Genomic DNA, 25,934 nt, shown 5'->3' with positions numbered 1-25,934 from the left:
TCCCCTAGATTTCCCAATGCCGATGCTGCACTGGAACGAACACTTGAGTCAACAGTTTTATCCTTGAGGATTTTGGCAGCTTTCTGAGCAATATCCTCTGGTTTCTTTCCCAGAGATTCTAAATCTTTTAGATCATATCCAACTAATTTGTCTAGTGCAGACCCCTTTACTCCGTTATGTCCATCATCAAGGGCAGCAACGATACCGTTAATCTGCCATGCTTCTGGTTTGGGCTTAGGCTGTTCTTTCGCGCTCACCCAAGGCAAACAGAGGAGGAGTGTCAGCAGCAGGATAAAGGGAAAAAGGAAAAAGGGCGACGATCGCTTTTTAATTATGTGCAGATACATTTGTATAATTCGTAATTCGTAATTCGTAATTCGTAATTTTTTTAGATATAAAGGCTCTTTCTGCCCTTTCCTTGGTAGGGAAAGAGAAGGGAGTTAGGTTTTTACTAGTAAATCAGGAACCGCTACAGTTATCTTTTTACCGTCTGATAACTCAACCTAGCCAGAAATGGAATATTAATGTAAATATTACAGGAATTTAAAAAGATACGCTCAGAGTATAGTATTGAGCTTTCCTGAGTGATGGTGCGTAGGCGTAGCCCGTCGTAGACATCGCTTACTCAAACCACTGCACGAGATAATAACAATACCTCGTTCAATTGTTAGCGATCGCAAATGTCTTTTGATAACCTTTGCAAACTCCTGTCCGAAAAACATCCTGCTACCTTTGCCAGTTGGGTATTAGGAACACCGCAAACTTCCGTCACAGTCCTCAAAACCGAATTGAGCATCGAACCAATTCGCGCTGATTATGTCACATTCCTACAGCTACAAGGACGCATTCTCCATCTGGAATTTCAAACCAAACTAGAATCTACGCCACCCCTACCCCTGCGGATGCTAGATTATTGGGTACGCTTGTATCGTTTGTATCGCCTACCAATAACGCAAGTTGTCGTATTACTGCTTCCCCCTGCACCGGGAACAGTAATTGAAACTGTATTCTGTGTCGAAACTACCCGTCATGAATATCGCGTGATTCGCTTATGGGAAGAAAATCCTGAACTATTCCTCAATGAGCCAGCTTTGTTACCATTAGCACCACTGGCGGCAACCACGCAACCCCAAGCTTTGTTGCAACAAGTTGTGGGAAAAGTTAGTCAACTTGAGCCAAGACAACGATCAGAAATTTCTGCTTACACCCAAATCTTAGCGGGGTTAAAATACAATCAAGATTTGATTCGACAATTATTTCGGGAGGGTATGATGCGCGAGTCAGTGATTTATCAAGAAATTCTAAGAGAAGGGGAACAACTAGGAGAACAACGAGGAGAACTAAGAGGACGAAAAGCAGAAGGGCAATTGCTCATTCTCCGTCAGCTTACTCGACGGGTGGGAGAATTACCCCAAGAGGTGCTAGACCGGATTGAAACTCTCTCCTTAGAACAATTAGAAAATCTCGGTGAAGCATTATTGGATTTTCAGGCGATCGCGGATTTAGAAACCTGGTTTGGTACATTAGACATAGGAGTGAAAACGACGTAGATACAATTTATGAATTATGCCTACCAAGGATTTAGGGCAACGCATAATTAATTTCACTCCTATGTCTATTAGATGAATTTTTCCATTTGAGCCAATGTCTGATGGCACTAGGGGAAAAAATAGTTTCAGAAGAACGAAAGTGAGTTGAGCTTGTCAGATTGCCACATTAAAGTTCAATTAACTTGAATCCCCAAGGTTTGAGAGCTGCTAAAGCTACTTCTTCATTTACACCTTCATAAGCTTCCCATTCCAACGGATGCTCTTTGGGATGTCCGTCGCCAACATTACCTGCAACTTTAATTATTGGACAGTTGGCGATGCGATCGCGCTCCAACCCTCTTGGAATTGCTAGTTCGATTTTGTGTCCGATAAACTTCGCGGTACTATCATTAGCTACAGATTCACGGATTAAACAAATATCACCAGCAGTTCCCCAAGTAGTTTGGTAGATGTGGAGGAACGATATATAGGCTGCTGGTTTGATGGATCTTTTGAGAACGTGCATTATCTGTAATCCTTACATTATGAGTGAGAAATCATATACGTATTTTCTATCATGTTATTTGGGAAGAAGAATGTTTTTAACTCACATTTTGCACCTAGCCCAGGCGATTAGAAACCGCCTGGTGGAATATATCAGCTTAAAACACGATAATTGCCCACATACTAACTCCTAACCCGATCGCAGCTAGGTGTTGCCAAAGGAGCGATCGCACTGGTTGCTTGGCAATCTTTTGCGTTAATAATATAGTCATTAACACTGAGAAAATGATGGTTGCACCTTGCAAGAAGGCAATCACCGCTGGGTGAGCAACCAATATTGGCAATTGTTCACCACTCAAACCAAGAGTAGCAAAGGTGACGGGTAAAATTCGCCCGCCTTCACCCAAGCCCAAACGCAAATAGTGAGCTAAATTTCCCCCCAAAACTAATGGTAGGTAGCCATAGGCAAGCTCTACAAATGATCGAGGCTTACGGTTAAAGTTGAACACTTGGAGCAAGCCATAAGCCGCAAAGGTAAGAATCGCTGGGATAATTAACACTAGCAGCGATAATCCCAAATGTTGCCAAAACTGAGTTAAATCCAGTTCTAACCCCAACCAAGCCTGCAACTCTGGTAAGCGATGTAGATATATCCCACCCAAGAGCAAAAACAATAATGCTACTTCATAAGTGCGGGGTACATGAGTTGTCCACAGTTCAATACCAGGGGGACGTAAGTTAAATTCAACGGAACGATGGGGACAAGCTTTGAGGCAAGTCATACACAGTACGCAATCTCGGTTATCTTCTAACTGCGCTGGGTGGGAGTATAAAGGACATCCATTGGTTTCCAGCCCTTCACCCTTTTGCGGCCCACCTTTATAACATTGATAAGTGGTACAACTAGCAGAACAAATACCTTGCTGTGCCCGAAGTTCCGTCATTGAGAGTTTGGCAAATAAACCATTCATCCCACCAATGGGGCAGAGATACCGACACCAAAATCGCCGCTCAAAAAGAGCCGAGAAAATCATCGCCCCAGAGGTAATTAACAATAGTAAACAAGCGCTGAGGTAGGCAGTATTTTCTAAATGCCAGAGTTCTTCCCATAAAAAAATTAGGGAGAACAAACCAAACATGAACCATCCGCCCCATTTCTCAGCTTGTTCTCTTGGCCAGCGTTTGAGTTTTCGAGGCCACAGCCATAAAGATAACTTTTGGGTAATTTCCCCGTAAATCATGAAGGGACAAACAGAACACCAGACACGTCCCAAAAAGGGAAAGAGAAATAAGAAGAAAGGCCACCACCAAGCCCAAAATAGATTTAATACGAAATTGCGATCGCGGGTTTGTGGCCCAATAAATAAGACTGCAACTGTGATAGCAAAGGCCGTTGCAGTAAAACCATAATTAATGCGATCGGGCCACCAGGGACTACGTAAAAACCGCCGTAAAGAGGGATAGGCATTTAACAGATTCACCCGAAATCGTTTTTTCTTAGTTTCGGCTGGCCAGAAAATTTCTTCTGTTAATTCATTGGCACCCTCAGCTTGCACGATCGCCCTTTCAACCAGATTTTTCAATTCTTTGAGGTTGCCAGGAAAATCATAAGACTGGAGGCGACGCAGAGCTTCTGGGGTAATGTGCGGTTTCGGAACGCCTCTAGACCGAATGTAAAGACTGGTATAATATTCAACTTGTGTCTGAATATCGGCTTTCCGCACCCGTAGCGGTGGTACTTTAATAATGTGACCAACAGAGCGTTCAATTGTCGGCTGAGTTTTTTCTGAAACAATCAGAATTCTGGCTCGACTGGGACGAGGTTCAGGTAATGGTTCTCCAGAACGAGCCACGGGGGTATACGTACCAGTTTTGAGCAACTGCGTCACGGGAGATAATAATTCTTCAGGTAATTCTTGGATGTTGTTGAGAACTAGAGTACCTTCTCCCAACCATTCCAACAATCCTGGTTTGCCACCAGCGCGACCGAATAAATCTGCACCGCTCGTTTGGAGAATACCACAATTTACCTTAATAATTGGTTCTCGCCGTTTGGGAGAACCAAAGTGGATGAGGGCTGCTATGTTGTCTTTTTCTAACCCTGGCTCACCGAAAATATCCACTGATTTGCTGTCAGCAGCAGCTTCTCGAATTTGCTCCCGCAGCCGCACAGCATAGCGACTTGTACCGACAATTCCCCGTTGCGCCTTAGTAACTAAATATGGCCGCAAAGCGAGGGAACGTTCTTGTTCGTAGCCAAGTGCAGATGTTACTTGAGCTAATTCTTGAGCCAATTGACGCGAAAAAGCTTGAGCAATTTCGGGGTATTGGGTGGCTAATTCACGAAATTTAGCAGCAGGCATAACCCACAAGTGACATTCAGTTACTGTAGTAATTGTGAATGGAGTTAATTCATCCAACAGCAATTCTTTGAGTTCAATCACTGCTCCTGGAAGGAATCCACAAGCTAAAGCTGGGTTGGTTTCATTGGTGCTATTGCTTTCTAGTTGACCTTCTACAAGAATATAAAGGGCTTCTGGAGGAGTGCCTTCGCTAACTAAGTCAGTTTCGGCACTCACTACTTGTTCTTCAATTTGTTGAGCGATCGCATTTAATACTTCTGGTGAGAGAATTCCTAAACTGGTGCGTTCTTGTAGCCATAAGACCATTTCTGGAGATGTCATCTTAAGTTCTCCGTGTAGGCTGCTGTATAACAAGAATTATCCCTTGAAAGCTGCTTCAAGAATTCATAATTTAGAACGAAGTTTAGATCGGACTACACTTTACCTTTTCCCTTAACTTCTCTAGTAACTTCCAAGACCTTTTTTCATTCTCCGAGATCAATAGATGAAGTCAGTAGACAGCTTTTTCAATCAAAATTAGGCTTTACGCATTGATAGGAAAGACCAAATATAAATGTTTTGAAAAACCACATCTGCCGTAGGGGTAATTCATGAATTGCACCTACGGCGTTGATTTACTCACCATAAAATAATAATTAATAAAACCCTAAAAAACTATTTTGGTAAGTGCATACCATGATTAATTTGTACAGTAAGTAAGTTCTAAACTTATTACTATCATTATTTAAATCTTCAATCAATTTTACTACTGACTTCAATCCCAGTTTAGGAATTGCTAAAAGCTACTACGACTTGTTTAAGCAGTGTTTGAAAAGTCTAAATTATTACTTGCCTCTGCGACTAGAAGTCGCGGCTACACATACAAAATCCGCGTAGGCGGGTTATAAAACTCTTTGAAATGGCGCAAGAGGTTAGAATACAATTCTTTTGACTTTTATCTTGCGGTACTAGGAGAATTGATCGCATTAGTATAGGACAGCCATGCTGCTAAAGGCAGAACCTCACACAAAATTACCTTCGCTACTAGAAGCAGCGAAGGAGGAAAAAATATTGGAGTAGGGTTTCAGGCTTAGGTTGACACGAATGCCCAGCTATATGGTAATATTTCATGGCATTATGCTAAAAAACTTTGCCTAGAATCAAAGAGTAGCCAACCCATGAGTTTAGCTGTGATTAAGTTCTCTTCAGAAGAGTGCGGCATCTGCCACAAAATGTCTTTTTATGACAAAAAGGTGGTAGAAGAACTGGGTTTAGAATTTATCGATGTAAAGATGCAAGATACGACTGCTTACCGCAAGTATCGCAAGATTTTATTAACTCAATATCCCGATAAATCAGAAATGGGATGGCCTACTTACATCCTCTGCAATTCTCCAGACGGGGAATTTAAGATTGTTGGTGAAGTAAAAGGAGGTCATCCCAAAGGGGAGTTTAGAAGTCGTCTGCAAGAAGTTCTGGATTCCACAGCTAATCAGAACTAATTACATCAAAAGATTTGACCTCCAGGACAGGGCCAATCATGGCAGTAGTCATGATATCTTCGCGCACCTGTCCTTTAACTTTTGCTTTTTGTCCGGCTTTAAGTAAGTCTTTGTCAGCCCCTCTGAGGATTTCGTAAGTAACACCCTCTTCTGTGACTAACGCCCATGCGCCTGTGCCAATATCACGGCGTTCGATTGTACCTGTAAGTGTAATGCTCATAAGAGTGCTGAGTGCTGAGTGCTGAGTGGGGGGGAGTAGGGAGTTAGGAGTTAGGAGTTAGGAGTTAGGAGTTATAAAAATTGATTCCTCATGCGCTATGCCCCATTCCCCATTCCCCATTCCCCATTTATGCAATTTTTTCTTCGTTTTTCAATGCTAAACGAACAAGTCCATAACAAATTAGGGCATTGGCAATGAGGAAGAGACGTGCTAAGTTACCACTTCCTAATCCCCAAACTGCTGGATCTAAAAACGCACTTATAGTTAAGCACGCTGCTACACCTAAAGTTGAACCAATGGCAAACCATTTCCAACTAGGATGTCCCAGCAGCAATGCCATTAATACAATGGGAATCAGTACGCTAGCAAATAGGGGATTCAAGGCATCAGTTCCTTGGAGGGTATTGCCTAGTTCGGGAATTGAACTGCCCAAAACCCGGAAAGGCCATTGGGGAAGATCAAAAATATAGATTCCCTTGAGGAAGAATAATCCAGAACTACCAGCTATTAGTCCACTAGATAAAGACCAACTCCAAGTGAAGGGGAAGTAAACCCGTAAAAACCAAGCCAGCAGATAGGAACCAACTACCATTAAAATCTTTGGTACCAGTGCGATCGCACCACCATCAATCCAAAAGCCGGGGTTAAGATACCCGCTATCCCGCAACCATCGAAAGAAATCTGGGAAACTGATTTGCCCACTAAAGGCTAGTTTGACTGCTGCTTCTGCATTGAGTTGTCCAGCGCCATAATAGTTCAAACCGTCATCCTGAATAACTCGTGCGGACTGCTTGAGGACTTTTAAAATTTCATCTGGTTCTTGGATGCCAGCAGCTTTGATTAATGCCGCAACCCCAGCAACGTGGGGAGCAGCCATGCTTGTACCCTGGAAGCCCAGAAATACGCCTTCGCCCTTTTCATCGATGGTTTCTTGGAGAATCTTACCAGCTTCACTACCACCAGGAGCAGAGATATCTACCCCAGCACCAAAGTTAGAATAGGGCGCTCTTTCGCCATCTGGGCCAATTGCCGAAACGCCGATGACGTATGGATATCTGGCTGGATAGCTTGCTCCATTAGCGTTTTCATTCCCCGCAGCGGCAATAATAACTACACCTTTTCTATGGGCATACTCGATCGCTTCTTTCATCAACTGGCTTTCACCGCTACCGCCCAAGCTCATATTAATCACATCTGCGCCTTTATCGGCAGCAAATTTAATCGCTTCGGCAATATCGGCAATAGTACCACCACCATAAGGACTGAGTACCTTCAGCGGCATCAGACTAGCTTCGTAAGCAATTCCAGCTACGCCATATTTGTTATTTGTGGCTTGGGCAATAGTTCCGGCAACATGAGTACCGTGGCCATTATCGTCTGTGGCTTCTTCTCGATCGTTAACAAAATCATAGCCCTTGACGAATTTTGTCTCATACAAGTCGCGAACCTTGGTAATCCCGGTGTCAATCACTGCAACTGTGATGCCACTGCCTTTGGTTTGACTCCATGCGCCTTCAATACCGATTTTGTGCAAGTTCCACTGCTTGCTGTAATATTGGTCATTGGGGCCAGTTAATGAAGGACTTGCTTCTTCGTCTTCTTGGGGTCGCAAAAATTCTCCTAGCCAAGCGGCTTCACCTGGTTGGGGAATCTTGCTGTAGATATAGTTTGGTTCAATGAATTCTGTAGCTTGGGCAAACTGAGATTTTTTCAGTTCTTTGAGCCGTTGGCGATCGCCCTTGATAATATACACATTATCTTTTTTGGAAAACTTGTTGTCTAATTGGGGTGTAACGTTATATTGTTTGGCGATCGCTTGCAAATTCTGTTCCACCACAGATGATGGAATATCTTCCCGAAAATCAAGCAAAATCGTCTCAAACTCTCCTTTAGCTGCCAATCCCTGAAAATTCAGGAAACCAAATATGGCAGATCCCAGCCCAATGACAAACAAGCACAATAATATAAGTTTTCTCATATTAACTCATCACCGCTTTTTGCCAGTTTGCTCACTACCATAACTTATCTGCATCACTTGTTGGTGGATTTTGCACTTTTAGTTACAAGTTTCACTCAGGACTGAGGATTTTTTTAAACGATGGAACGTGGTCTTTTGTGGTTACCGCTGTTAGTAATGTTTTTCTGGCTGGCTTGGCAAGGCTCGAAGGAGTATCAAAAAGTTGAAGCCTATCGCGCCTGGGCAGAGCAATTTGAACGCGCTAAGTATGATATTTATTCTGTACTAGGTCAAAAAGGCAATAATCTAACTTGGGGAAAACCCACGCCTAAAGGGCCGATTAAACTAGAAACATTCTCTTTGCTTGATATCAAACAAATCCAGCTTTTAGTAAATGACAAATCAGTAGATGTAGAGAATCCACCGGAAAAAGGTCGTTCTATAGAATTAGAGTTTCTATTTTCCGAATCTACTAACTCAGTGCGGGTTCCGTTTACAGAAATCCCTCTGGCGGCGGAATGGGGTAAATTTTTGCAGGGAGTATTACAAGACTTGCGATCGCAACCACAGTAGTAGTTATATTGAATCCCTAATGATTAATCTATAGCCTGATTGTTGTTTCTGGGTACAAAGCCATCCTGATCGAGGCAGAGTGCCCAGATTTTTGATTAAATTGCTACTCAAATGCTACTCAAAAATAGTAATAACTAAAGCAGGATGTTTGTTGTAACTGGAGTTAAAACGCTTATGCCTTGGTTTGTAAAGATTGAAGAAGGCAAAGTCGATAAACCTACCTTTGACCAATATGTACCTGCCCACAAAGCCTACATTCAGGACTTGATTACTAAAGGACACAAAGCACGAACAGGCTATTGGGCGGAGCAAAGAGGCGGGATGTTGCTGTTTGAGGCAACCTCAAAGGCTGAAGCAGAAGCGATTGTAGCTGATGACCCGTTGGTGAAACACGGCTGCGTCAACTATCAACTTTATGAATGGCGAATTGTTATGGAATAACACACACTTACTGGATTTTAATGCTATGCTTTTATAAGACCTGGATCTATGCGATCGCAACACCCAAATCTTGTCAGAACCGGAAGGTAGCAGCAACACGGGAGGCTTGTGGTAGGCGTAGTCTCCGGGTCGCCCTATTTTTAGGAGCGGTCAGCAACAATGCCTGGTTTTGGAGATATTGTTCAAAAAGCTTTTTACCTCGGTGTTGGATTAGCTTCTTACGCAGGTGAGAAAGCAGGGGGAAAATTAGCCCAAGTGCGATCGCAAGTCCAAAAACTGGCAGATGAAATGGTTGCCAAGGGCGAAATGAATACCGAAGAAGCCCGCCGCTTCGTTGAAGAGATGATGAAGCAAGCCCAACAAGCCCAACCATCTGCTGAAACCTCTGAGACAACACCCCCTTCTGAACCTCGCCGCATTGAAATTTTAGAGGACGATGAAGAACCAACGGTGAAAGAGGCATCAAATGATGAGAATGTAGATAAGTTACGCCAAGAAGTGCTAAACCTGCAAGACGAGTTAAAACGATTGCAACGCGATTAATAAAAAGCATTTTTTGATCGAAATATTAGCAATCAGTGGCATCTTGACATGACACTTCGGATAGAAACTTGATAAGATACATTGCCTAGTGTGTAATTTAGTGCTTCAAGCCAGAGAACACAAAGCGTCCTGTTTATAGCCTGCAAAGGTGTCAAGTTTATGGAACAGTGGCAAAAAGACTTAGTAGAAATCGTTGAAACAGTGGCTGATGAAGTAGAGCGTTTCTTCCTGGGAATGGGTGAAGTGGTTGACGCATTTTTTGAGTTAACGGAAGAAGTCACTGAGCAAGTACACAGTAACATTTTCACTGAAGTCGATCAGTATTTACAGGATTTGGCTGAACCAATGTTGGAAGCTTACTGGGAACTGGAAGACATTGTAGCAGATGTAGATCCGGGTTTTCCCTATTCAGTTGAACCCACAGCCGAAAAAAATCCTGCCTGTATTGGTTGTACTCACTACCACGGTCAAGTTTATGGTGGTAATTTGTTAGTTTGTGCTATGCATCCCAATGGTTGTGAAGATGAGAATTGTCCCGATTGGCAGAAGGAAGAGTAGAGAAGCGATTAATCGCGTCTGTACAACAATTACTAAAAGGACGTAAAGACGGCTAAAATAACCAATGACAAGTGACAAATGACAAATGACAACCGATAAATTATCTGAGAGTGCATCTCAAGCAAGCCAAGAAATGAAGTATGGCGAACGCGACATTGCGGAAGGTAAACTAATTACTTTTCCGAATCCGCGTGTGGGCAGACGATATGACATTAACATTACTTTGCCGGAATTTACCTGTAAATGTCCGTTTTCCGGTTATCCTGACTTTGCGACAATTTACGTTAGCTATGTACCTGATGAACGGGTAGTGGAATTGAAGGCACTCAAGCTTTATATTAATAGTTACCGCGATCGCTACATTTCCCACGAAGAATCTGCTAATCAAATTTTGGATGATTTTGTAGCTGCTTGTGATCCGTTGGAAGTCACTGTGAAAGCAGATTTCACGCCTCGCGGTAATGTACATACTGTGGTTGAAGTGCGTCACCAAAAGTAGGGTAAGTTTTAAACGCAGAGGGGCGTGAAGGAAATCGCAGAGGAACGCGGAGGATTACTTTGCGTTCCTCTGCTTTTAAACTTCAATCGCTGTTTCTTTCTCCTCACTTTTTGGTTGTGAACTCAGGCGATCTAAAATTTCTAAAACTTCTTGTTCAAAAGCAACTTGGGCGCGATTAGTTTTGCCACCAACGTATAAGCGATCGCCTTTTTGTAATGCCCATATTTGCGAGTGGGAAAAGTAACTCATCACCACACCTAGCATTAGCAAACCAAACCCTGTGTAAACAATTGGGATGCCTGGATCGGCTTTAATTTGTAAGCCAGTGCTACCAATCACATCCAGAATTTTCAGCTTCACGCCATTGATTTCGGTGAACATCCCAGCGCGGACTGTATCAACGAGTTTGCCAGTGGCATCATAAATTAATACCATTCCTTGCAAGTCTTTGGCTAATAGGGAGACACCCTCACTCAAATCTGGTTTAGTCGGAACCCAAGTTCCCCAAATGCGCCCGTTCCCGTTGGTGTTCAATTGCGCCATCGGTAGCTGAAAAATGGGGCTATTGTTAAATTGGACGCGAACACCTGCAATTCCCCAATCAGTTTGATAGAAAGTTACGCCATGATAGCGCAAAGGCTCGTTGACAAAAATCTTCTTATGGTCAACTTCCTTTCCCTGATTATCCAAGACAGACATATCTGAATAAAATTGATCAATGCCACCAGATGGAGTGTAGTCAATCCAAAAACGATTGACACGCACAGACCAATCTTTCGGGACTTGGGCTGCTGCTAAAGGGCCAGCATCGACAATATTTGTCACTTTAAATGTATCGCCACTGGCAACCATTTCTTGAGCCAGAAACCCAGTCATCGCCCCCCAAATTCCCCCTAGCAAAATAGCGACGATGCCAATATGAACGATAATTGGGCCGATGCGTCCAACTATTCCCTTACGGGCGTAGAGGAGATTTGCTTTTTCTGGATCTGGAAAAATTTTATAGCGGTGTTTCTGTAATATCTGGCTTAAGGAATCTAGGGAACCAGTATCTAGTTCTGCACTCAAAGCTAACTTTTGAAATTGCCGTGGTTCTTCGTAATATTTCCAGCGCTGGGCAGCTTTTAAGGCTGGTAACTGACGAGTAAATGAACAAGCAGTTAAGCTAGTGCCAAATAAGATGAGTAATGCGAGAAACCACCAGGTACGATATACATGGTCTAAGCCAACTACCTGAATTACCTTCCAAGTTAAGAAACCAAATAAAGCTGGATGTTCTGGGTAGTTGGCTTGGTAAAATGCGGGTGATTGACCTTGCTCGATTACAGTACCGGTAGAGCTAAAGATCGCAATCAATAGCAGTAGTGCGATCGCTAGTCGTAAGTTCGTCAGTACAGGCAAAAGCTCTTGGCGTAAGAACTTCCCAGGTAATGCCCACCATTTTAATTCTTTGGACGCTGAATCTTCTAAAGTCATTATGTGTAAAAACTAACAAAGTATTGATATTAAAAACTGCCAAGGGGAATCCGAGAAATTAAGGAAAATACACCGAATCCTACCAATAGTGCCCCACTAACTGGGTTAATCCAACCAGACCAGCGACGCAATTCCAGTAATTTTTTAATTGAAGCTGTAAAAGTACCCGCCAAAATCAACGGTGCTACATAACCGGCTGTATAAGAAATTAGCAAAACAGCGCCTAAAATTAAGTCTTGTGTACTAGCAATCCAACTTAACAAGCTGGCTAAAACAGGTGTGCTACAAGGGGATGCCACTAAACCGAAAGTCAGTCCCAGCAAATAGGAGCGCAATCCGGCTGGTAAATCTGGCGAAATCCAATTGGTTTCGCCCAAGGATGGAAATTGTAGAGGTAGTGCTTCTAGTAAGTTCAGCCCCATGAGAATGGCGATAATGCTGACGATAATCGGCAAACCAATTCCCACTTGACCATAGACTTTTCCTACTAACCCTGCTATAATCCCCAATCCTGCCAATGTCGTTGCTAATCCGAAAGCAAACCAAGTTGATTGGGCAGCTGCTTGCAGGCGGCTTTTGGCTTCATAACCGCCGATGTAACCAATGGTAATTGGCAGCATAGAAAGCATACAGGGTGTGAGACTGGTGAGCAAGCCAGCGGCAAAGATGATACCAACACTCACCACGCTAAGGTGTGTCAGTTGGTTAGAAACGAGGCTGTTGGCAAATTGTTCTAGTTGGTAAATTTGGGTTTGCAGGTTATCAAACATGGGGAGTCTCTGAGCGGGAAATGCTTACTCTGCTTGAATTTTAGCCTATTTTTGCTTTTTGAGTCAGCAGAAGTGATTATCCGAACCTGATATCATCTAAATTTCATCTGCCCAAGGAAATGTATCTAAAATACAATAATTAAGCTTGGATTATCCCTGAAGAAGTACGGCTGGAGTCTTTGACATGATGATTGCATTACCCGGATTTAAAATTGTGACTTTGTTAAAAGCAGGGGTAAAAGCAGTCATATACCGGGGAATTAAGGTTAAAGATCAGTGTCCGGTAATTATCAAAGGGCTACGTCCAGAACAGTGTACACCCAATAATATTGAACAACTCAAACACGAATATGCGATCGCTCAAAGGTTAAATACCGCCGCCGCAGTCAAAGCTTACGCCTTAGAGATGCACCAGGGAATCCCTTATTTAATTATGGAGGATTTTCAGGCGCGATCGCTCGACCAGTTCATAGACCAATTTCAAAAGCCTGTTCCGTTTCTGAAGATTGCCATTGAAATCACCAGCAAACTTGCACAAATTCACACTCATCACATTGTCCACAAGGATATTAAGCCGCAAAATATTTTAATTAACCTCGAAACTAATCAGGTAAAAATTGCCGATTTTGGAATTGCCGCCTTCATTCCATACCAACAGCAAATAGTTAGCAGTTCCAGTCGTATTGAAGGCAGTTTACCTTATTTATCACCTGAGCAAAGCGGGCGGATGAATCGAGGAATTGACCATCGCAGCGATTTGTATTCACTGGGAGTTACCTTTTATGAGATGCTCACAGGTCAGCTACCATTTCAAGGTAAAGACCCCTTAGAGTGGGTGCATTGTCATATTGCCAAATCTCCGCTATCGCCGAAAAAGCTAAACTCTGATATTCCTCAAATGCTTTGTGACATCATCATGAAATTGCTGTCGAAGGTTGCAGAACAGAGGTATCAGAGCGCTTTAGGTTTGCAATTGGATTTAGAATGTTGCTTAAAACAATTGGAGACAACCGGACAAATTCAATCCTTTGTTTTAGGTGAGCAAGATATCTCAGAGCGCTTTCAAATTCCTCAAAAATTGTATGGGCGAGAACTAGAGATTGCCAAGCTTTTACAAGTATTTGAGCGAGTTGTTAGCCAAGGCAAACCAGAAATTGTCCTCGTTTCCGGCTATGCTGGCGTTGGTAAATCAACTCTTGTGAAGGAGATTCACAAGCCCATTGTTAGAGAACGTGGGGTTTTTATCTCTGGTAAGTTTGATCAGTATAAACGAGATATTCCTTATTCCACTATTGTTCAAGCTTTTCAAACACTCGCTCGACAAATTTTAACTGAGCCAGAAGATCAACTTGCTACCTGGAAAAAGCAAATACAAGCAGCATTAGGGAACAATGGCAAACTAATCACAGATGTAATTCCAGAAGTTGAACTAATCGTTGGAAAACAGCCTCATATACCAGAGTTGGGGCCTGCCGAATCTAAAAATCGATTCAACTTAGTGTTTCAGAACTTTATCAGCATCTTTGCTCAAAAAGAGCATCCACTCACTGTTTTTTTAGATGATATGCAGTGGGCAGATAGCGCTACTTTGAATTTAATTCAAACTATTATTACTGGCTCTAGTATCCAGTATCTCTGCTTCATTTTGGCGTATCGAGATAACGAAGTAGATGTGGTACATCCCTTCAAACTAATGATAGAGAAGATTCGCCAGTATGGAGCAAGAACGACTGAAATTTTGCTGACACCGTTGAATCCTATCTATGTCAATCAGTTAATTGCTGATACCTTACATAGTTCAGCAGAACAAGTAGAAACTCTTGCCAAATTGATTATCCAAAAAACTGACGGGAATCCTTTCTTTGTCAATGAATTTCTCAAAATATTACATCAAGAAAATCTGCTGAACTTTAATCATCAAGATGGTGTTTGGCAATGGGAACTAGCTGAAATTGAAGCCCAAGGTATTACAGATAATATTGTCAATCTAATGATTGGGCGGATGCAAAAACTTCCACTTGCAACTCAACAAGTGCTGAAGTTAGCCTCTTGTATTGGTAATCGCTTTGATTTAGAAGTTTTAGCACTTGTTGGAGAAAAATCTATTGAAAAAACAGCAGATGCACTTGTTGAAGCAATTTTAAGAGGATTAATTATCCCTATAGAGTCAGATGAAAGTACCCAAAAAAACTATCGTTTCTACCATGACCGAGTTCAGCAAGCTGCTTATGCCTTAATTGCTGATGAATTCAAGTCGGCAGTGCATCTGAAGATTGGGCAGCTTTTGCTGAAAAATGCTAGTTATGAACAAGTGAATGAGCAAATTTTTGATTTAGTAAATCAACTCAATCTCGCGGCCGATATAATTGTTGAGCAGACAGAAAAAGATGAATTAGTACAATTGAATTTAATTGCTGGAAAGAAAGCAAAAGCATCTACAGCCTATACTCCTGCTAAAAAGTTTTTTAGTATTGCCATGCATCTTTTAGGTGAGAATGCTTGGATTGAACAATATGAACAAACGTTTAGTTTATTTAGAGAACTAGCTGAGTGTGAATTCTTAACTGGCAATTTAGAACAAGCGGAAGAATTATTTGAACTACTATTGATTAAAGCAGAATCATCTATTGAAAAAGCCAATATTTATATACTGCAAATCAGACTCTACCAAGTTGCAGGTAGGTATGAAGAAGCGTTGATATTGGGATTAGCAGCTTTAAAAATTTTTGGTGTGATATTTCCTGATTCAAATGAGCAAATACAAGGTGCGATCGCAGTTGAAAAAAACCAGGTATTAACCAATCTAGATAAGAAACAAGTTTCTGATTTAATTGATGCTCCAGTAATTCAAGACCCCAATATTAAAACAGTAATTAGTCTGTTGACAACTTTGGGTCCACCTACTTATCTCGGTAGACCTGATATTTTTCCTTTAGTCGTACTCAAAGCAGTCAACTACTCACTCAAGTTTGGTAATACAGAAGATTCCTGTTTTGCTTACAGTATGTATGCGATGTTGTTGGTTTCTATCTTCCATGATATTCCTACAGGCTACGCATTTTCTGAGATGACAATTCAATTGAATGAAAAGTTAAATGATTTGAAACTTAGAGGAGTTGTTCTACATATTCATGGAAGTCATATTAACGTTTGGTGTAACCATATTGCCACCGATATTCCCTTTTTAGAGCGGGGATTTATCGGCTGTGTAGAAGCAGGCGATGTGACAATGGCAAACTACAACGGTTATCAAGGATCGTGGCAAATTATCCAGTTAGGCTATCCACTTTCAGATACATCCAAATCTCTAGAAAAATATATCGCATTTGCCCACCAGTCTAAACATGAGGCTGTCTATCAGACCATCAGGTTACAGCAGATGTTCCTGATGAATTTACGTGGACTCACTTATAAAAATATAAATCTCAGTGATGATAATTTTGATGAATCTCGCGCATTGTCCATCATTACAGATGCAGGCTTTGTTAGCGGAATTATTTTTTATCACATTATCAAATTAATTATCCTTTTTACCTATCGACAGTATATAGAGGCTCTTAATTGTGCCTTAGAATTAGCAAAATTTCCAGTTACGACACTGGCATTACCGATTGAAACAGATTATGTTTTATATTACTCATTGACTCTAACGGCTCTTTATCCAACAGTCTCTTATCAAGAGCAAGAACAGTTTTTACAAACCCTAGAATCACATCAGCAACAATTGCAATATTGGGCTAAACACTGCCCGGAAAACTTTTTACATAAATCTCAATTAGTAGCTGCTGAAATAGCTCGAATTGCAGGTCATGATTTGGAAGCAATGCACCTGTATGAGCAATCAATTACTTCAGCCCGTGAGCAGGGATTTATACAATATGAAGCTTTAGCTAATGAGCTAGCTGCTAACTTTTATTTTGAGCGAGAGTTTGAATTAATTGCCAAAACCTACTTGGAAGTAGCTAAAAATGCCTATATGCGTTGGGAGGCGTTTGCTAAAGTCAAGCACTTAGAAGAATCCTATCCTCAACTATTGCCACAACAACAGCTTATTTCTAATGGAACGTTTATTACCACAGGTGAGCATTTAGACTTTTTGTCAATAGTTAAAGCCTCTCAAACTATATCTAGTGAAATTGTTTTTTCGCGGTTGTTGAAGACATTAATGCAAATTGTCGTCGAGCAAGCAGGAGCAGAAATCGGTTATTTATTGCTAGAACACGATCAAAATCTGGTGATTGAAGTAGAAGCGAAGGTTAATTCCCAAGCAGAAAAGCTCGATGTTTCTCGACTTGTATTAGAGAGTGAAATTTCACAAGTTATTCCTCAATCAATACTGAATTATGTTCAGCGCACTCAAGAAATAGTGATTTTGCAGAATGCCACTGAGCAAAATCTGTTTTCAAAAGACGAGTATATAATTCAAAAACAACCTAAATCTGTACTTTGTTTGCCGATCGCCCGTCAGTCAAAATTACTTGGGATTTTATATTTAGAAAATAATTTAATCTCCAGTGCCTTCACACAGAAAAAACTTTCTGTGCTGGAGATTTTGACGGTTCAAATTGCTATTTCTCTAGAAAATGCTCGTCTTTATCAAGGTTTGGAAAATAGCCAAGCACAACTCAACCTGGCGTTAAAATCTGCTGAAATCGGTGTTTGGAGTTGGGATATCGCCAGCGATCGCTTTGACTGGGATGAGCAAATTTATCAACTATTTGGGTTGACACCGGAAACCTTTGCTGGGACTTCTGAAGCAATTTTAGCTCGTCTACATCCAGATGATCGAGGATTCCTAGCTCAATCGTTGAGTCGAGCGATTAACGAAGGCTTGGAGCATGATTTAGAATATCGAATTATTTGGGATGACGGCAGTATCCGTTACGTAGCCTGTCGAGGAAAAGCCTTTTTTGACGATGCGGGTATTGCCACACACATGAGTGGTGTTGTGCTTGATATCACCGATCGCAAACAATCTGAAGCCAAACGTATCCAACTAATTCAAGAGCAAACCGCCCGACAGGAAGCAGAAGCCGATCAGCAAAGAGCAGCGTTTTTGGCTCAAGTCAGTACAACCCTCGCCTCTTCTCTTGATTACGAAAGTACGTTAGCAAGTGTGGCTAAACTGGTTGTGCCTTACTTGGCCGATTGGTGCGCCGTTGATCTGCTTCAAGATAATCAATCAATTAGTCGGGTAGCAGTTGCTCACCGAGATCCAGAGAAAGTAAAACTCGGTTGGGAACTTTATCAACGTTATCCCAGAAAGTTAGATGAACCTCAAGGTGTGCCTAAAGTGCTGCGTACAGGAATTGCTGAAATGGTAACTGAAATTCCAGATGCGGCTTTATTAAAATACATCTTAGACGCAGAACATCTAAGGATTGTGCGTGAACTTGGTTTAAAGTCATGTATAATTTTGCCCTTGATCGCACGTGAAAAAATTTTTGGTGCAATTTCCTTTTTTACTGCCGAATCAGAACGTCGTTACAGCACGGCTGACTTGTTATTAGCAGAAGATGTTGCCCATCGAGCTGCGATCGCGATCGATAATGCCCGCCTTTACCAAGAAGCGCAACAAGCACAAAAAACAGCAGAATTAGCCCTGGAACGCATTGCCCGTCTCCAATCTATTACAGCTGCCCTTTCAGAATCCCTGACACCAGCCCAAGTATCTGAAGTGATTGTAGAGCAGAGCATGGCTGCCTTGGGAGCCACTTCTGCCCTCGTCGCCTTGGTGAATGAAAGTAAAACTGAACTGGAAATTGTGCGTGCGGTTGGCTATAACCAAGATTTGGTGGATAGTTGGCGTCATTTTGCCATCGATTCACCTTCTCCTCTAGCAGAAGCAGTGCGAACTGGGAAAGCTATTTGGGCTGAACCAACAGAAAATCGGATTGCTCGTTACCCACATTTATCCCAAATATATGCCCAATATGACTTTAAAGCCTGGATTTCTATTCCATTAATGGTAGAGGGTTCGGCAGTTGGAGGTATAAGTGTGGGATTTACCCAGCCTCAACAACTAAGTGAGGAAGATCAAGCGTTTCTCTTGGCTGTGGCTCAACAATGCGCCCAAGCGATCGCTCGCACCCATCTTTACGAAGCCGAACGAACGGCACGAAGCGCTGCTGAAGCCGCAAACCGCATCAAAGATGAATTTTTAGCGGTGCTATCCCATGAATTGAGAACACCACTCAACCCGATTCTGGGTTGGGCAAAACTGATGCGGAGTCGCAAGCTTGATCAAGCAACAAGCGATCGCGCCCTCGAAACTATTGAGCGTAACGCCAAGTTACAAACCCAATTAATTGAAGATTTGCTTGATGTTTCCCGTATCCTTCAAGGTAAACTTAATCTCAACTTCGGCCGAATTAATTTGATATCAGTGATTGAAGCTGCGATCGAGACAGTGCGTTTATCAGCGGAGGCTAAATCTATCCAGATTCACAGAAGTCTTGAATCTGGTATCGGGGAAGTTTTAGGCGATGCTAATCGATTGCAACAAGTAATTTGGAATATTCTTTCCAATGCCATTAAATTTACTCCTACTGGAGGAGAAGTAAAAATTAAATTAGAGCAAGTTGGCTCACAGGTACAAATCCGTGTAACTGATACAGGGAAGGGAATTGTACCTGAGTTCTTACCTTATGTCTTTGATTATTTCCGCCAAGCAGATGGTGCCACAACTCGAAAATTTGGCGGTTTAGGTTTAGGATTAGCGATCGTCCATCATCTCGTAGAACTTCACGGGGGAACTGTGCAAGCAGAAAGTCTCGGCGAAGCTAGAGGAGCAACTTTCACCGTCAGGCTTCCATGCATACAGGATGAAAGCAAGGGAATCAAGGATGCAAAAGATAATTCCGCAGTTGTGGCGGCTCAGTCCTTTCCCCTATCTGGCTTAGAGATTCTCGTGGTGGATGATGATGCAGATATGCGAGAGTTTTTGCCCTTTATGCTGGAACAATATGGTGCAACTGTTACAGTTGTCGCCTCAGCCATTGAAGCTTTAACTGCACTGAGTCAATCCCAGCCAAATATAATTGTCAGCGATATTGGGATGCCAGAAATGGACGGTTATATGCTGATGCGACAGATCAGGAGTCTAGAACCAGAGGAAGGCGGGACTATTCCAGCGATCGCTTTAACTGCTTATGCTGGTGAGATGGATCATCAGCAAGCGATCGCTGTCGGATTTCAACAGCATATCTCTAAGCCTGTAGATCCAGAGGAATTGGTGAAGGCGATAACATCATTAAGTGAAAGTTTAGGCATTGCATGATGGCATTATTAATAATAAATATCATTAAATTTAAGTATCTATCCAGTCATGACAATCACCCTGACGATGAAAGAGGATTGGGAACTGTGGGCAGAAGCTAACTGCAACAGCCTACAACAACCGGAACCATTTGAAATCCTCCGTCAAATGCCCAAGCAATTTGGTAAAGGCTATCTACGTGATATTGAGGTGCATCCCGATCTCTGTTTGACGATTTGGGATTGTGAATATCATGATGATGTCCTATGTAAAGTCCCTGAATGGGATCACCCACTGCAATTTGGTGTCTACCTTTGCGGCAAAGTCATAGACGAATATGGGGGGCAGTTAGGGGAAGGATATACGTGTATTTCTGGTAGCGGTGTTCAACGCCAAATGATTACAGAATCACCAAAATCTCGACGTGTAGGCGTTGACATCCATCTGCCTCCTGACTTGCTGGCAACTTTTTTCCCTGATGAAACAGGAGAAATCCCCCAGCAGTTGCGTCTGTTGGCAAAGGGTAACGACTGGCAAAGTTTGCTCTACCCGAAAACTACATCGGCTATTCAAGGAGTAGCACAGCAAATTGTCAACTGTCCTTTCCAGGGAATGACAAAGCGGATGTATTTGCAAGCGAAGGTATTGGAACTTATGGCGTTGCAATTAGCTCCTATCTTATCTGCTCAAGATGGACTGCAACGATCGCCACGACTAAAGCCTGACACCATCGCCCGGATTCATCTGGCTAGGGAAATTTTATTGGCACATTTAGAGAATCCGCCGTCATTGTTGGAATTGTCGCAGATTGTTGGGGTGAGCGATCGCACTTTACGGCGTGGATTTCAAGAATTGTTTGGCACAACCGTGTTGGGTTATCTTTCTAGTATCCGTATGCAGCAAGCAGAGCAACTTTTGCGAGAAGGTAAGCTGAGTGTTGCTGAAGTTGCCAATTTGAGCGGTTATTCCCAACAAGGACACTTTGCTGCTGCCTTTAAAAGAAAATTTGGTATTACGCCTAGAGAATGTTTGTCAGGAAAGAGAAATATTTTAGCTTCGTAATGCCGTTTTGCGACTGTAATGCCGTTTTGGAATAGACTCTCACACCGACACTTCTCTACACTATGCCTTATTGCAATTAATAAAAATATGCAATAAGTCAGATTTTTATGTGAATTTTAGTAACTGTGGTGTGATGAGCAAGATGAAAGGTTGGATATTTCTGCACAAACAAAATTCCTGGCTATTACCCAGCTTGATAGGATACATTTTCAACTTTGCTGTTAGTGTGCCTGTTGCAGCTCAAGATAACCAAAAATTAACTACACAGATTTCTCGATTAAGTGAGCTTAATTTTCCAGCCTCTAATATTAAAGGTTTGCTTTCCCAATCACCAACACCAACTAACCAGAATGTTACACAAGTGACGGGAGTGCAAGCTAACCCCACTGAAAAAGGTGTGGAGGTGATTTTACAGACGACTCAAGCAGAACAACTGCAAATCACCAATCGCAGTGCTGAGAATAATTTTATCGCTGATATTCCTAATGCTCAACTGCGCTTACCCAGTGGTGACGGGTTTACATTCCGTTCCCAAAAACCAGTTACAGGAATTGCTGAGATAACTGTCACAAATCTGGATGCCAATACTATCCGAGTCACAGTAGTGGGTGAGGCGGGATTGCCAGTTGTTGAGTTATTTGATGGGGATGAAGGGCTGATTATTGGTTTTACACCTGCTACAACAGCAATGCAGTCACCACAACAGCCTGAACCTGAGCAGCCAACGAGTGAAACACCGCCAGAGACACCTTCAGCAGAAAGTGATGAACCGATTGAGTTGGTGGTGACGGGTGAACAGGATGGGTATCGCGTTCCCAATACCTCATCTGCCACAAAAACCGACACACCGTTGCGTGATATTCCCCAGTCGATTCAGGTCATACCGCAACAGGTCATTAAAGACCAGCAAGCAACTCGCCTCACAGAAGTGTTAAAAAATGCGCCGGGTGTCGTCTTAGGAAGTCGAAGCCCTCGCGATCCTCTCAATATCATCAAAATTCGGGGCTTTGATGCTGGTACAGATATTCTACTCAATGGGATACAAGACCGTTCAATCCAGAGTATCGGGTTTGGCTCAAATATTGAGCGGGTCGAAGTCCTTAAAGGGCCCGCTTCGGTTCTATTCGGTCAAGGCGGACTCGGCGGCAAGGTCAACTTAGTCACGAAGCAACCATTAAGCGATCCGTTCTACTCCGTGGAAACTTCTATTGGTAACTACAATACCTATAGCGGTGCAATTGATTTATCCGGCCCGTTGAATGACAGTAAAACGGTGTTGTATCGCCTGAATGCTTCTGCTGGAACAAACGAAAGCTTTATTGATTTCTATGAGCAACAGCAATATCTAATTGCACCTAGTTTAAGCTGGCAAATTAGTGACAGAACAAAGCTGACTCTAGAAGCAAGCTATTCCCTTGCAGAGGGGCCCTATGATTTTGGGATACCGGCACAGGGAAGCGTCTTGCCTAACCCCAATGGGAGAATTCCTCGTAATCGTTTTGTGAGTGAGCCTAATTTTAATGACACCTCTAATAGTGCATTTCGGATTGGCTATAATTTTGAACATCGCTTTAGCGATAACTGGCAAGCGCGGAGCGTTTTTCAGACTTCTTTGTTTCGCCTAAAACGAAATCTTGTGTTTCCTTTCGGATTACAAGATGATTTGCGTACATTAGAAAGAGGCGTTGAGGATTTTGACTACGATGAAAATGCTTATAATCTAGACAATTTTGTGGTCGGTAAGTTGACAACAGGTAGTATCAAGCATGAGCTAGTCGTTGGATTTAACCTGAGCAAAACAGACACTAATTCCAAATCTCTTTTCAATGAGACTACTCCTCTCGATGTTTTCAATCCTGTATACGGAAGTGGTACAGAAGCTAGTCTTCCAGATTTTGATATCAAAAATACGGCGCAACAATTAGGTTTTTACCTTCAGGATCAAATTACCCTAGCAGAAAACTTCAAAGTACTTTTGGGTGGACGCTTTGATATTGCCAATCAAGAGTTTCAAGATTTATTGAACCAGACAACTGACTTTAAGCAAACAGAAGCTTTTAGCCCTCGTGTTGGTATTGTTTACCAGCCCATTCAACCGATCTCACTCTATGCCAGCTATAGCCGTTCATTCAATCAGGCGACATCTGTATTCGGTGCAGCCCTACCGGAACCGGAGCGAGGAACGCAGTATGAAATCGGGGTGAAAGCAGATTTGACTGATCGATTATCTACAACCTTGGCATTTTATGATTTGACTCGCACCAATCTCTCAGCCGAAGATCCAAATAATCCACAACGAACTATTCAAATTGGGGAACAGCGCAGTCGTGGGATTGAGTTTGATATATCTGGCGAAATCTCGCCAGGGTGGAACATCATTGCTGGTTATGCTTACACTGATGCAGAAATCACAAGAGACAATCCATTGACAGTGGGTAATCAACTGAATAATGTGCCGAGACACGCGCTCAATCTATGGACAACTTACGAAATTCAATCCGGCAGTTTAAAAGGATTAGGCTTCGGTTTAGGAGCCTTTTACTACGGCGATCGGCAAGCCAACTTAGGCAACACGGTTGATTTACCAAGTTATGTACGCACAGATGCAGCTATTTATTACAAGCGGGACAATTACCGAGCTGCGATCAATATCAAGAATTTGTTCGACACTGATTATTTTGTTTCTGCACAAAACGTAAATCGGATTGTACCTGGCGATCCCCTGACAATACAGGGTACAATTTCCTGGCAGTTTTGAGCAAAGCCCCTGATATCCTACGCTTCTATCCGTCAAGATGAAGCGTAGAGCATTAACTTTTTCTCTTGTGTAAAGTAGGCGTTCATGAAAATACCTTTACGTCACCTTACTTACTTATTATTATTGGGAGTCTTGACCTTTACACTCGCTTCGGCTTGTAGTTTAAATATTAAGCACAGTGTTACAAGCTCAAAACAGCCAACAGAAAATTGCCGGAAGGTTCAACACACAACGGATAAAACGTGCATCCCTCTCAACCCTCAACGAGTCGTAACTCTGTGGGGAGGTACTTTTAGTACTGCTTTAGCATTGGGTATTAAACCCATTGCATCCGTATGGATTCCAGGTGAACCTTTCCCAAAACATCTGGGAGACAAAGCAGACGGAGTTGAAAATATTGGATTTGAGCCAAATTTAGAAAGGCTTCTGCTACTGAAACCCGATTTAATTTTGTCAAATACTCGGTTGCAGAATATCTACACGCAGCTAACCAATATTGCCCCTACAGTTGCATTAGATCATCCATCTCCTCCTGCTTCTTGGCAGAAAACTTTAGAAGATATCGCCAAGATTCTCGATAAAGAACAGGAGGGTAAACAGTTAATTAACGACTATTGGCAGCGAATTGAACAACTTAAACAAGCTTTGGGCGTTGGCGTAGCCTCTCCAAAGGAGAATCGCCGTCTTCAGATGCAAGTATCAGTTGCCACAGTAGATCAAACCTATGGAATATTCACTTATGGAAGCAAACATCCTACTGGTAGACTTTTGAGTGACATTGGGCTACAACGCCCACCTGGACAAAGCGGAGATTTTTTCACAAGAAGTAACATTTCTTACGAGAATTTATCTGAAATTGATGGTGACGTTTTGTTCCTTTCTTACAGAAAAGGAGATGCTAAAAAAAATTTGGAAAAGTTGCAGAAATCTCCTTTATGGCAAAAGCTGAAGGTGGTTCAACAAAATCGGGTTTATTTTGTCGATTCTGATCATTGGTATGCTTTTGATGTTCTAGCGATAAATGCCGTTATTGATGATTTATTTAAATATTTAGTTAATACACCCTAAACCCATGCCTTAACACGCCATACTTGTCTGCAAATCCTGCCACCACCCCTCCTAAGAATGACCAGAAAATTACCCTTGCGATGACCTCTGTTCGGTCGGAGAACATCGCACTATTTTACTTGACCAATTAAACACTTTATTAGTCGAACAATTCCTAAATAATGAACAAGAAAAACCTGTGCAGTACATCGAGTTAAAAGGGGAACGCATTGTAATTTATAAACATAAATAAAAAGCGCTCTCCACAAGGGGGAGCGCTTTCTAGTGTGAATTACTTAACCTATAGAGATTTTTTAGGAAAGTGCAAAATTTTAAATCAAGTAAGGTGTGCGATGGCCGACAGTACGGCACTACCTCAGATTTTAGATGTCTTACGGAAATTCATCACTAACACAACGGCAGTTATGATGCTTTTTGATGCGTCTGCTTCTCTACGAGATGCTGCGCTAAGGGTGGTACTCTTTTCGGAAAAACCGCAGGGTAGCCACCGCTGATTCTGCCTTCCCTACAAAACTTGCTCTTTATTAAATCCACATTTCTTAATTAAGCGTTAAGCGCTTCCTCTTGATGGGTTTCGATTACACAATCAGAAAGGGGCTTGGCCACGCAGGTGAGAACCCATCCTGCGTCCATTTGATCGTTGTCTAAGAAGTTTTGATCATCTTGGTCAATTTCACCTGAAATCAGCTTTCCGGTGCAGGTAGAACAAGAACCAGCGTTACAGGAATAGGGCAAGTCTAGCTCGTATTCCTCGTTAGCGATCTCTAGAATGTATTCATCTTCAGGGACTTCAATTACTTTTTCGCCGTCTGGGGTACGTAATGTAACTTTGTAAGTTGCCATGTCAAAAGTCCTAACTCAATATAAACTCCAT

18 protein-coding genes, 1 other RNA gene and 1 pseudogene are annotated in these 25,934 nt (G+C 42.2%); 12 read left to right on the top strand and 8 right to left on the bottom strand.

Annotation, left to right across the window (positions count from 1 at the left end; all coding sequences use genetic code 11):
• A pseudogene (locus tag ABF638_RS26360) lies at positions 1-347 on the bottom strand (HEAT repeat domain-containing protein); the annotation flags it as partial.
• A 333-nt stretch (positions 348-680) separates the two neighbouring features.
• Here ABF638_RS26360 and ABF638_RS26355 point away from each other — a divergent pair.
• Positions 681-1,550: an Rpn family recombination-promoting nuclease/putative transposase gene (locus ABF638_RS26355; RefSeq protein ID WP_435025852.1), complete on the top strand. Its 870-nt coding sequence runs from the start codon at positions 681-683 to the stop codon at positions 1,548-1,550.
• Positions 1,551-1,716: 166 nt separating this feature from the next.
• On the opposite strand, the gene ABF638_RS26350 is transcribed toward ABF638_RS26355, so the two are convergent.
• Together ABF638_RS26350 and ABF638_RS26345 are read right to left on the bottom strand one after the other, a co-directional pair.
• Positions 1,717-2,055: a hypothetical protein gene (locus ABF638_RS26350; protein WP_435025851.1), complete on the bottom strand. Its 339-nt coding sequence runs from the start codon at positions 2,053-2,055 to the stop codon at positions 1,717-1,719.
• A 136-nt stretch (positions 2,056-2,191) separates the two neighbouring features.
• Positions 2,192-4,717, bottom strand: a complete 2,526-nt coding sequence (locus tag ABF638_RS26345) for a 4Fe-4S binding protein (protein WP_435025850.1) — start codon at positions 4,715-4,717, stop codon at positions 2,192-2,194.
• A gap of 836 nt (positions 4,718-5,553) precedes the next feature.
• Here ABF638_RS26345 and ABF638_RS26340 point away from each other — a divergent pair.
• Positions 5,554-5,877 carry a thioredoxin family protein gene (locus ABF638_RS26340; RefSeq protein WP_181931386.1) on the top strand — a complete coding sequence of 108 codons (324 nt, stop codon included), beginning with the start codon at positions 5,554-5,556 and terminating at the stop codon, positions 5,875-5,877.
• Here the strand turns inward: ABF638_RS26340 and ABF638_RS26335 are convergent.
• The gene (locus ABF638_RS26335) at positions 5,864-6,097 is read right to left on the bottom strand and encodes a hypothetical protein (protein ID WP_181931385.1); all 234 of its coding nucleotides are present in this window, start codon (positions 6,095-6,097) and stop codon (positions 5,864-5,866) included. The two genes, ABF638_RS26340 and ABF638_RS26335, sit on opposite strands and share 14 nt — an antisense overlap.
• A 127-nt stretch (positions 6,098-6,224) precedes the next feature.
• Positions 6,225-8,075, bottom strand: coding sequence for a S8 family peptidase (locus ABF638_RS26330; protein WP_435025849.1), 1,851 nt, complete (start codon positions 8,073-8,075; stop codon positions 6,225-6,227).
• A gap of 120 nt (positions 8,076-8,195) precedes the next feature.
• Between ABF638_RS26330 and ABF638_RS26325 the strand changes: the two genes are divergently transcribed.
• The 6 genes from ABF638_RS26325 (at position 8,196) to queF (ending at position 10,668) form a co-directional block, all read left to right on the top strand.
• Entirely contained in the window at positions 8,196-8,627 is a 432-nt protein-coding gene (locus ABF638_RS26325; protein WP_435025848.1) for a hypothetical protein, read from the top strand.
• 174 nt (positions 8,628-8,801) lie between these two features.
• Positions 8,802-9,068, top strand: coding sequence for a YciI family protein (locus tag ABF638_RS26320; protein WP_181931382.1), 267 nt, complete (start codon positions 8,802-8,804; stop codon positions 9,066-9,068).
• Between the two features lie 37 nt (positions 9,069-9,105).
• Positions 9,106-9,202, top strand: an RNA gene (ffs, locus tag ABF638_RS26315) — signal recognition particle sRNA small type.
• A gap of 25 nt (positions 9,203-9,227) precedes the next feature.
• Complete coding sequence (locus tag ABF638_RS26310; protein WP_435025847.1) at positions 9,228-9,611, top strand: phasin family protein; 384 nt, start codon at positions 9,228-9,230, stop codon at positions 9,609-9,611.
• A gap of 159 nt (positions 9,612-9,770) precedes the next feature.
• Entirely contained in the window at positions 9,771-10,169 is a 399-nt protein-coding gene (locus ABF638_RS26305) for a hypothetical protein (protein ID WP_435025846.1), read from the top strand.
• 85 nt (positions 10,170-10,254) lie between these two features.
• Positions 10,255-10,668, top strand: a complete 414-nt coding sequence (queF, locus tag ABF638_RS26300) for a preQ(1) synthase (RefSeq protein ID WP_069072741.1) — start codon at positions 10,255-10,257, stop codon at positions 10,666-10,668.
• 75 nt (positions 10,669-10,743) lie between these two features.
• Here queF and ABF638_RS26295 read toward each other — a convergent pair whose 3' ends face one another.
• Both ABF638_RS26295 and ABF638_RS26290 read right to left on the bottom strand, forming a co-directional pair.
• Complete coding sequence (locus ABF638_RS26295; RefSeq protein ID WP_435025845.1) at positions 10,744-12,144, bottom strand: cytochrome c biogenesis protein; 1,401 nt, start codon at positions 12,142-12,144, stop codon at positions 10,744-10,746.
• Between the two features lie 29 nt (positions 12,145-12,173).
• The gene (locus tag ABF638_RS26290; protein ID WP_435025843.1) at positions 12,174-12,914 is read right to left on the bottom strand and encodes a cytochrome c biogenesis protein CcdA; all 741 of its coding nucleotides are present in this window, start codon (positions 12,912-12,914) and stop codon (positions 12,174-12,176) included.
• Positions 12,915-13,098: 184 nt separating this feature from the next.
• Between ABF638_RS26290 and ABF638_RS26285 the strand changes: the two genes are divergently transcribed.
• From ABF638_RS26285 to ABF638_RS26270, 4 genes are all read left to right on the top strand, one after another.
• Positions 13,099-20,193 carry an AAA family ATPase gene (locus ABF638_RS26285; protein WP_435025842.1) on the top strand — a complete coding sequence of 2,365 codons (7,095 nt, stop codon included), beginning with the start codon at positions 13,099-13,101 and terminating at the stop codon, positions 20,191-20,193.
• Positions 20,194-20,241: 48 nt separating this feature from the next.
• Complete coding sequence (locus tag ABF638_RS26280) at positions 20,242-21,234, top strand: helix-turn-helix transcriptional regulator (RefSeq protein WP_435025841.1); 993 nt, start codon at positions 20,242-20,244, stop codon at positions 21,232-21,234.
• A gap of 109 nt (positions 21,235-21,343) precedes the next feature.
• Entirely contained in the window at positions 21,344-23,992 is a 2,649-nt protein-coding gene (locus ABF638_RS26275) for a TonB-dependent siderophore receptor (RefSeq protein ID WP_435025840.1), read from the top strand.
• 84 nt (positions 23,993-24,076) lie between these two features.
• A complete protein-coding gene (locus ABF638_RS26270) occupies positions 24,077-25,060 on the top strand; it encodes an iron-siderophore ABC transporter substrate-binding protein (protein ID WP_435025839.1) in 984 nt (327 codons plus the stop codon).
• A 543-nt stretch (positions 25,061-25,603) separates the two neighbouring features.
• Here ABF638_RS26270 and ABF638_RS26265 read toward each other — a convergent pair.
• The gene (locus tag ABF638_RS26265) at positions 25,604-25,903 is read right to left on the bottom strand and encodes a 2Fe-2S iron-sulfur cluster-binding protein (protein ID WP_435025838.1); all 300 of its coding nucleotides are present in this window, start codon (positions 25,901-25,903) and stop codon (positions 25,604-25,606) included.
• Positions 25,904-25,934 lie beyond the last annotated feature (31 nt).

It is taken from the genome of Nostoc sp. CALU 1950 (genome assembly GCF_051172895.1).
GTDB classification, from domain to species: domain Bacteria; phylum Cyanobacteriota; class Cyanobacteriia; order Cyanobacteriales; family Nostocaceae; genus Nostoc; species Nostoc edaphicum_A.
Note: the sequence above shows the minus strand (reverse complement) of the source record. Positions and strands in the feature narration are given on the sequence as shown.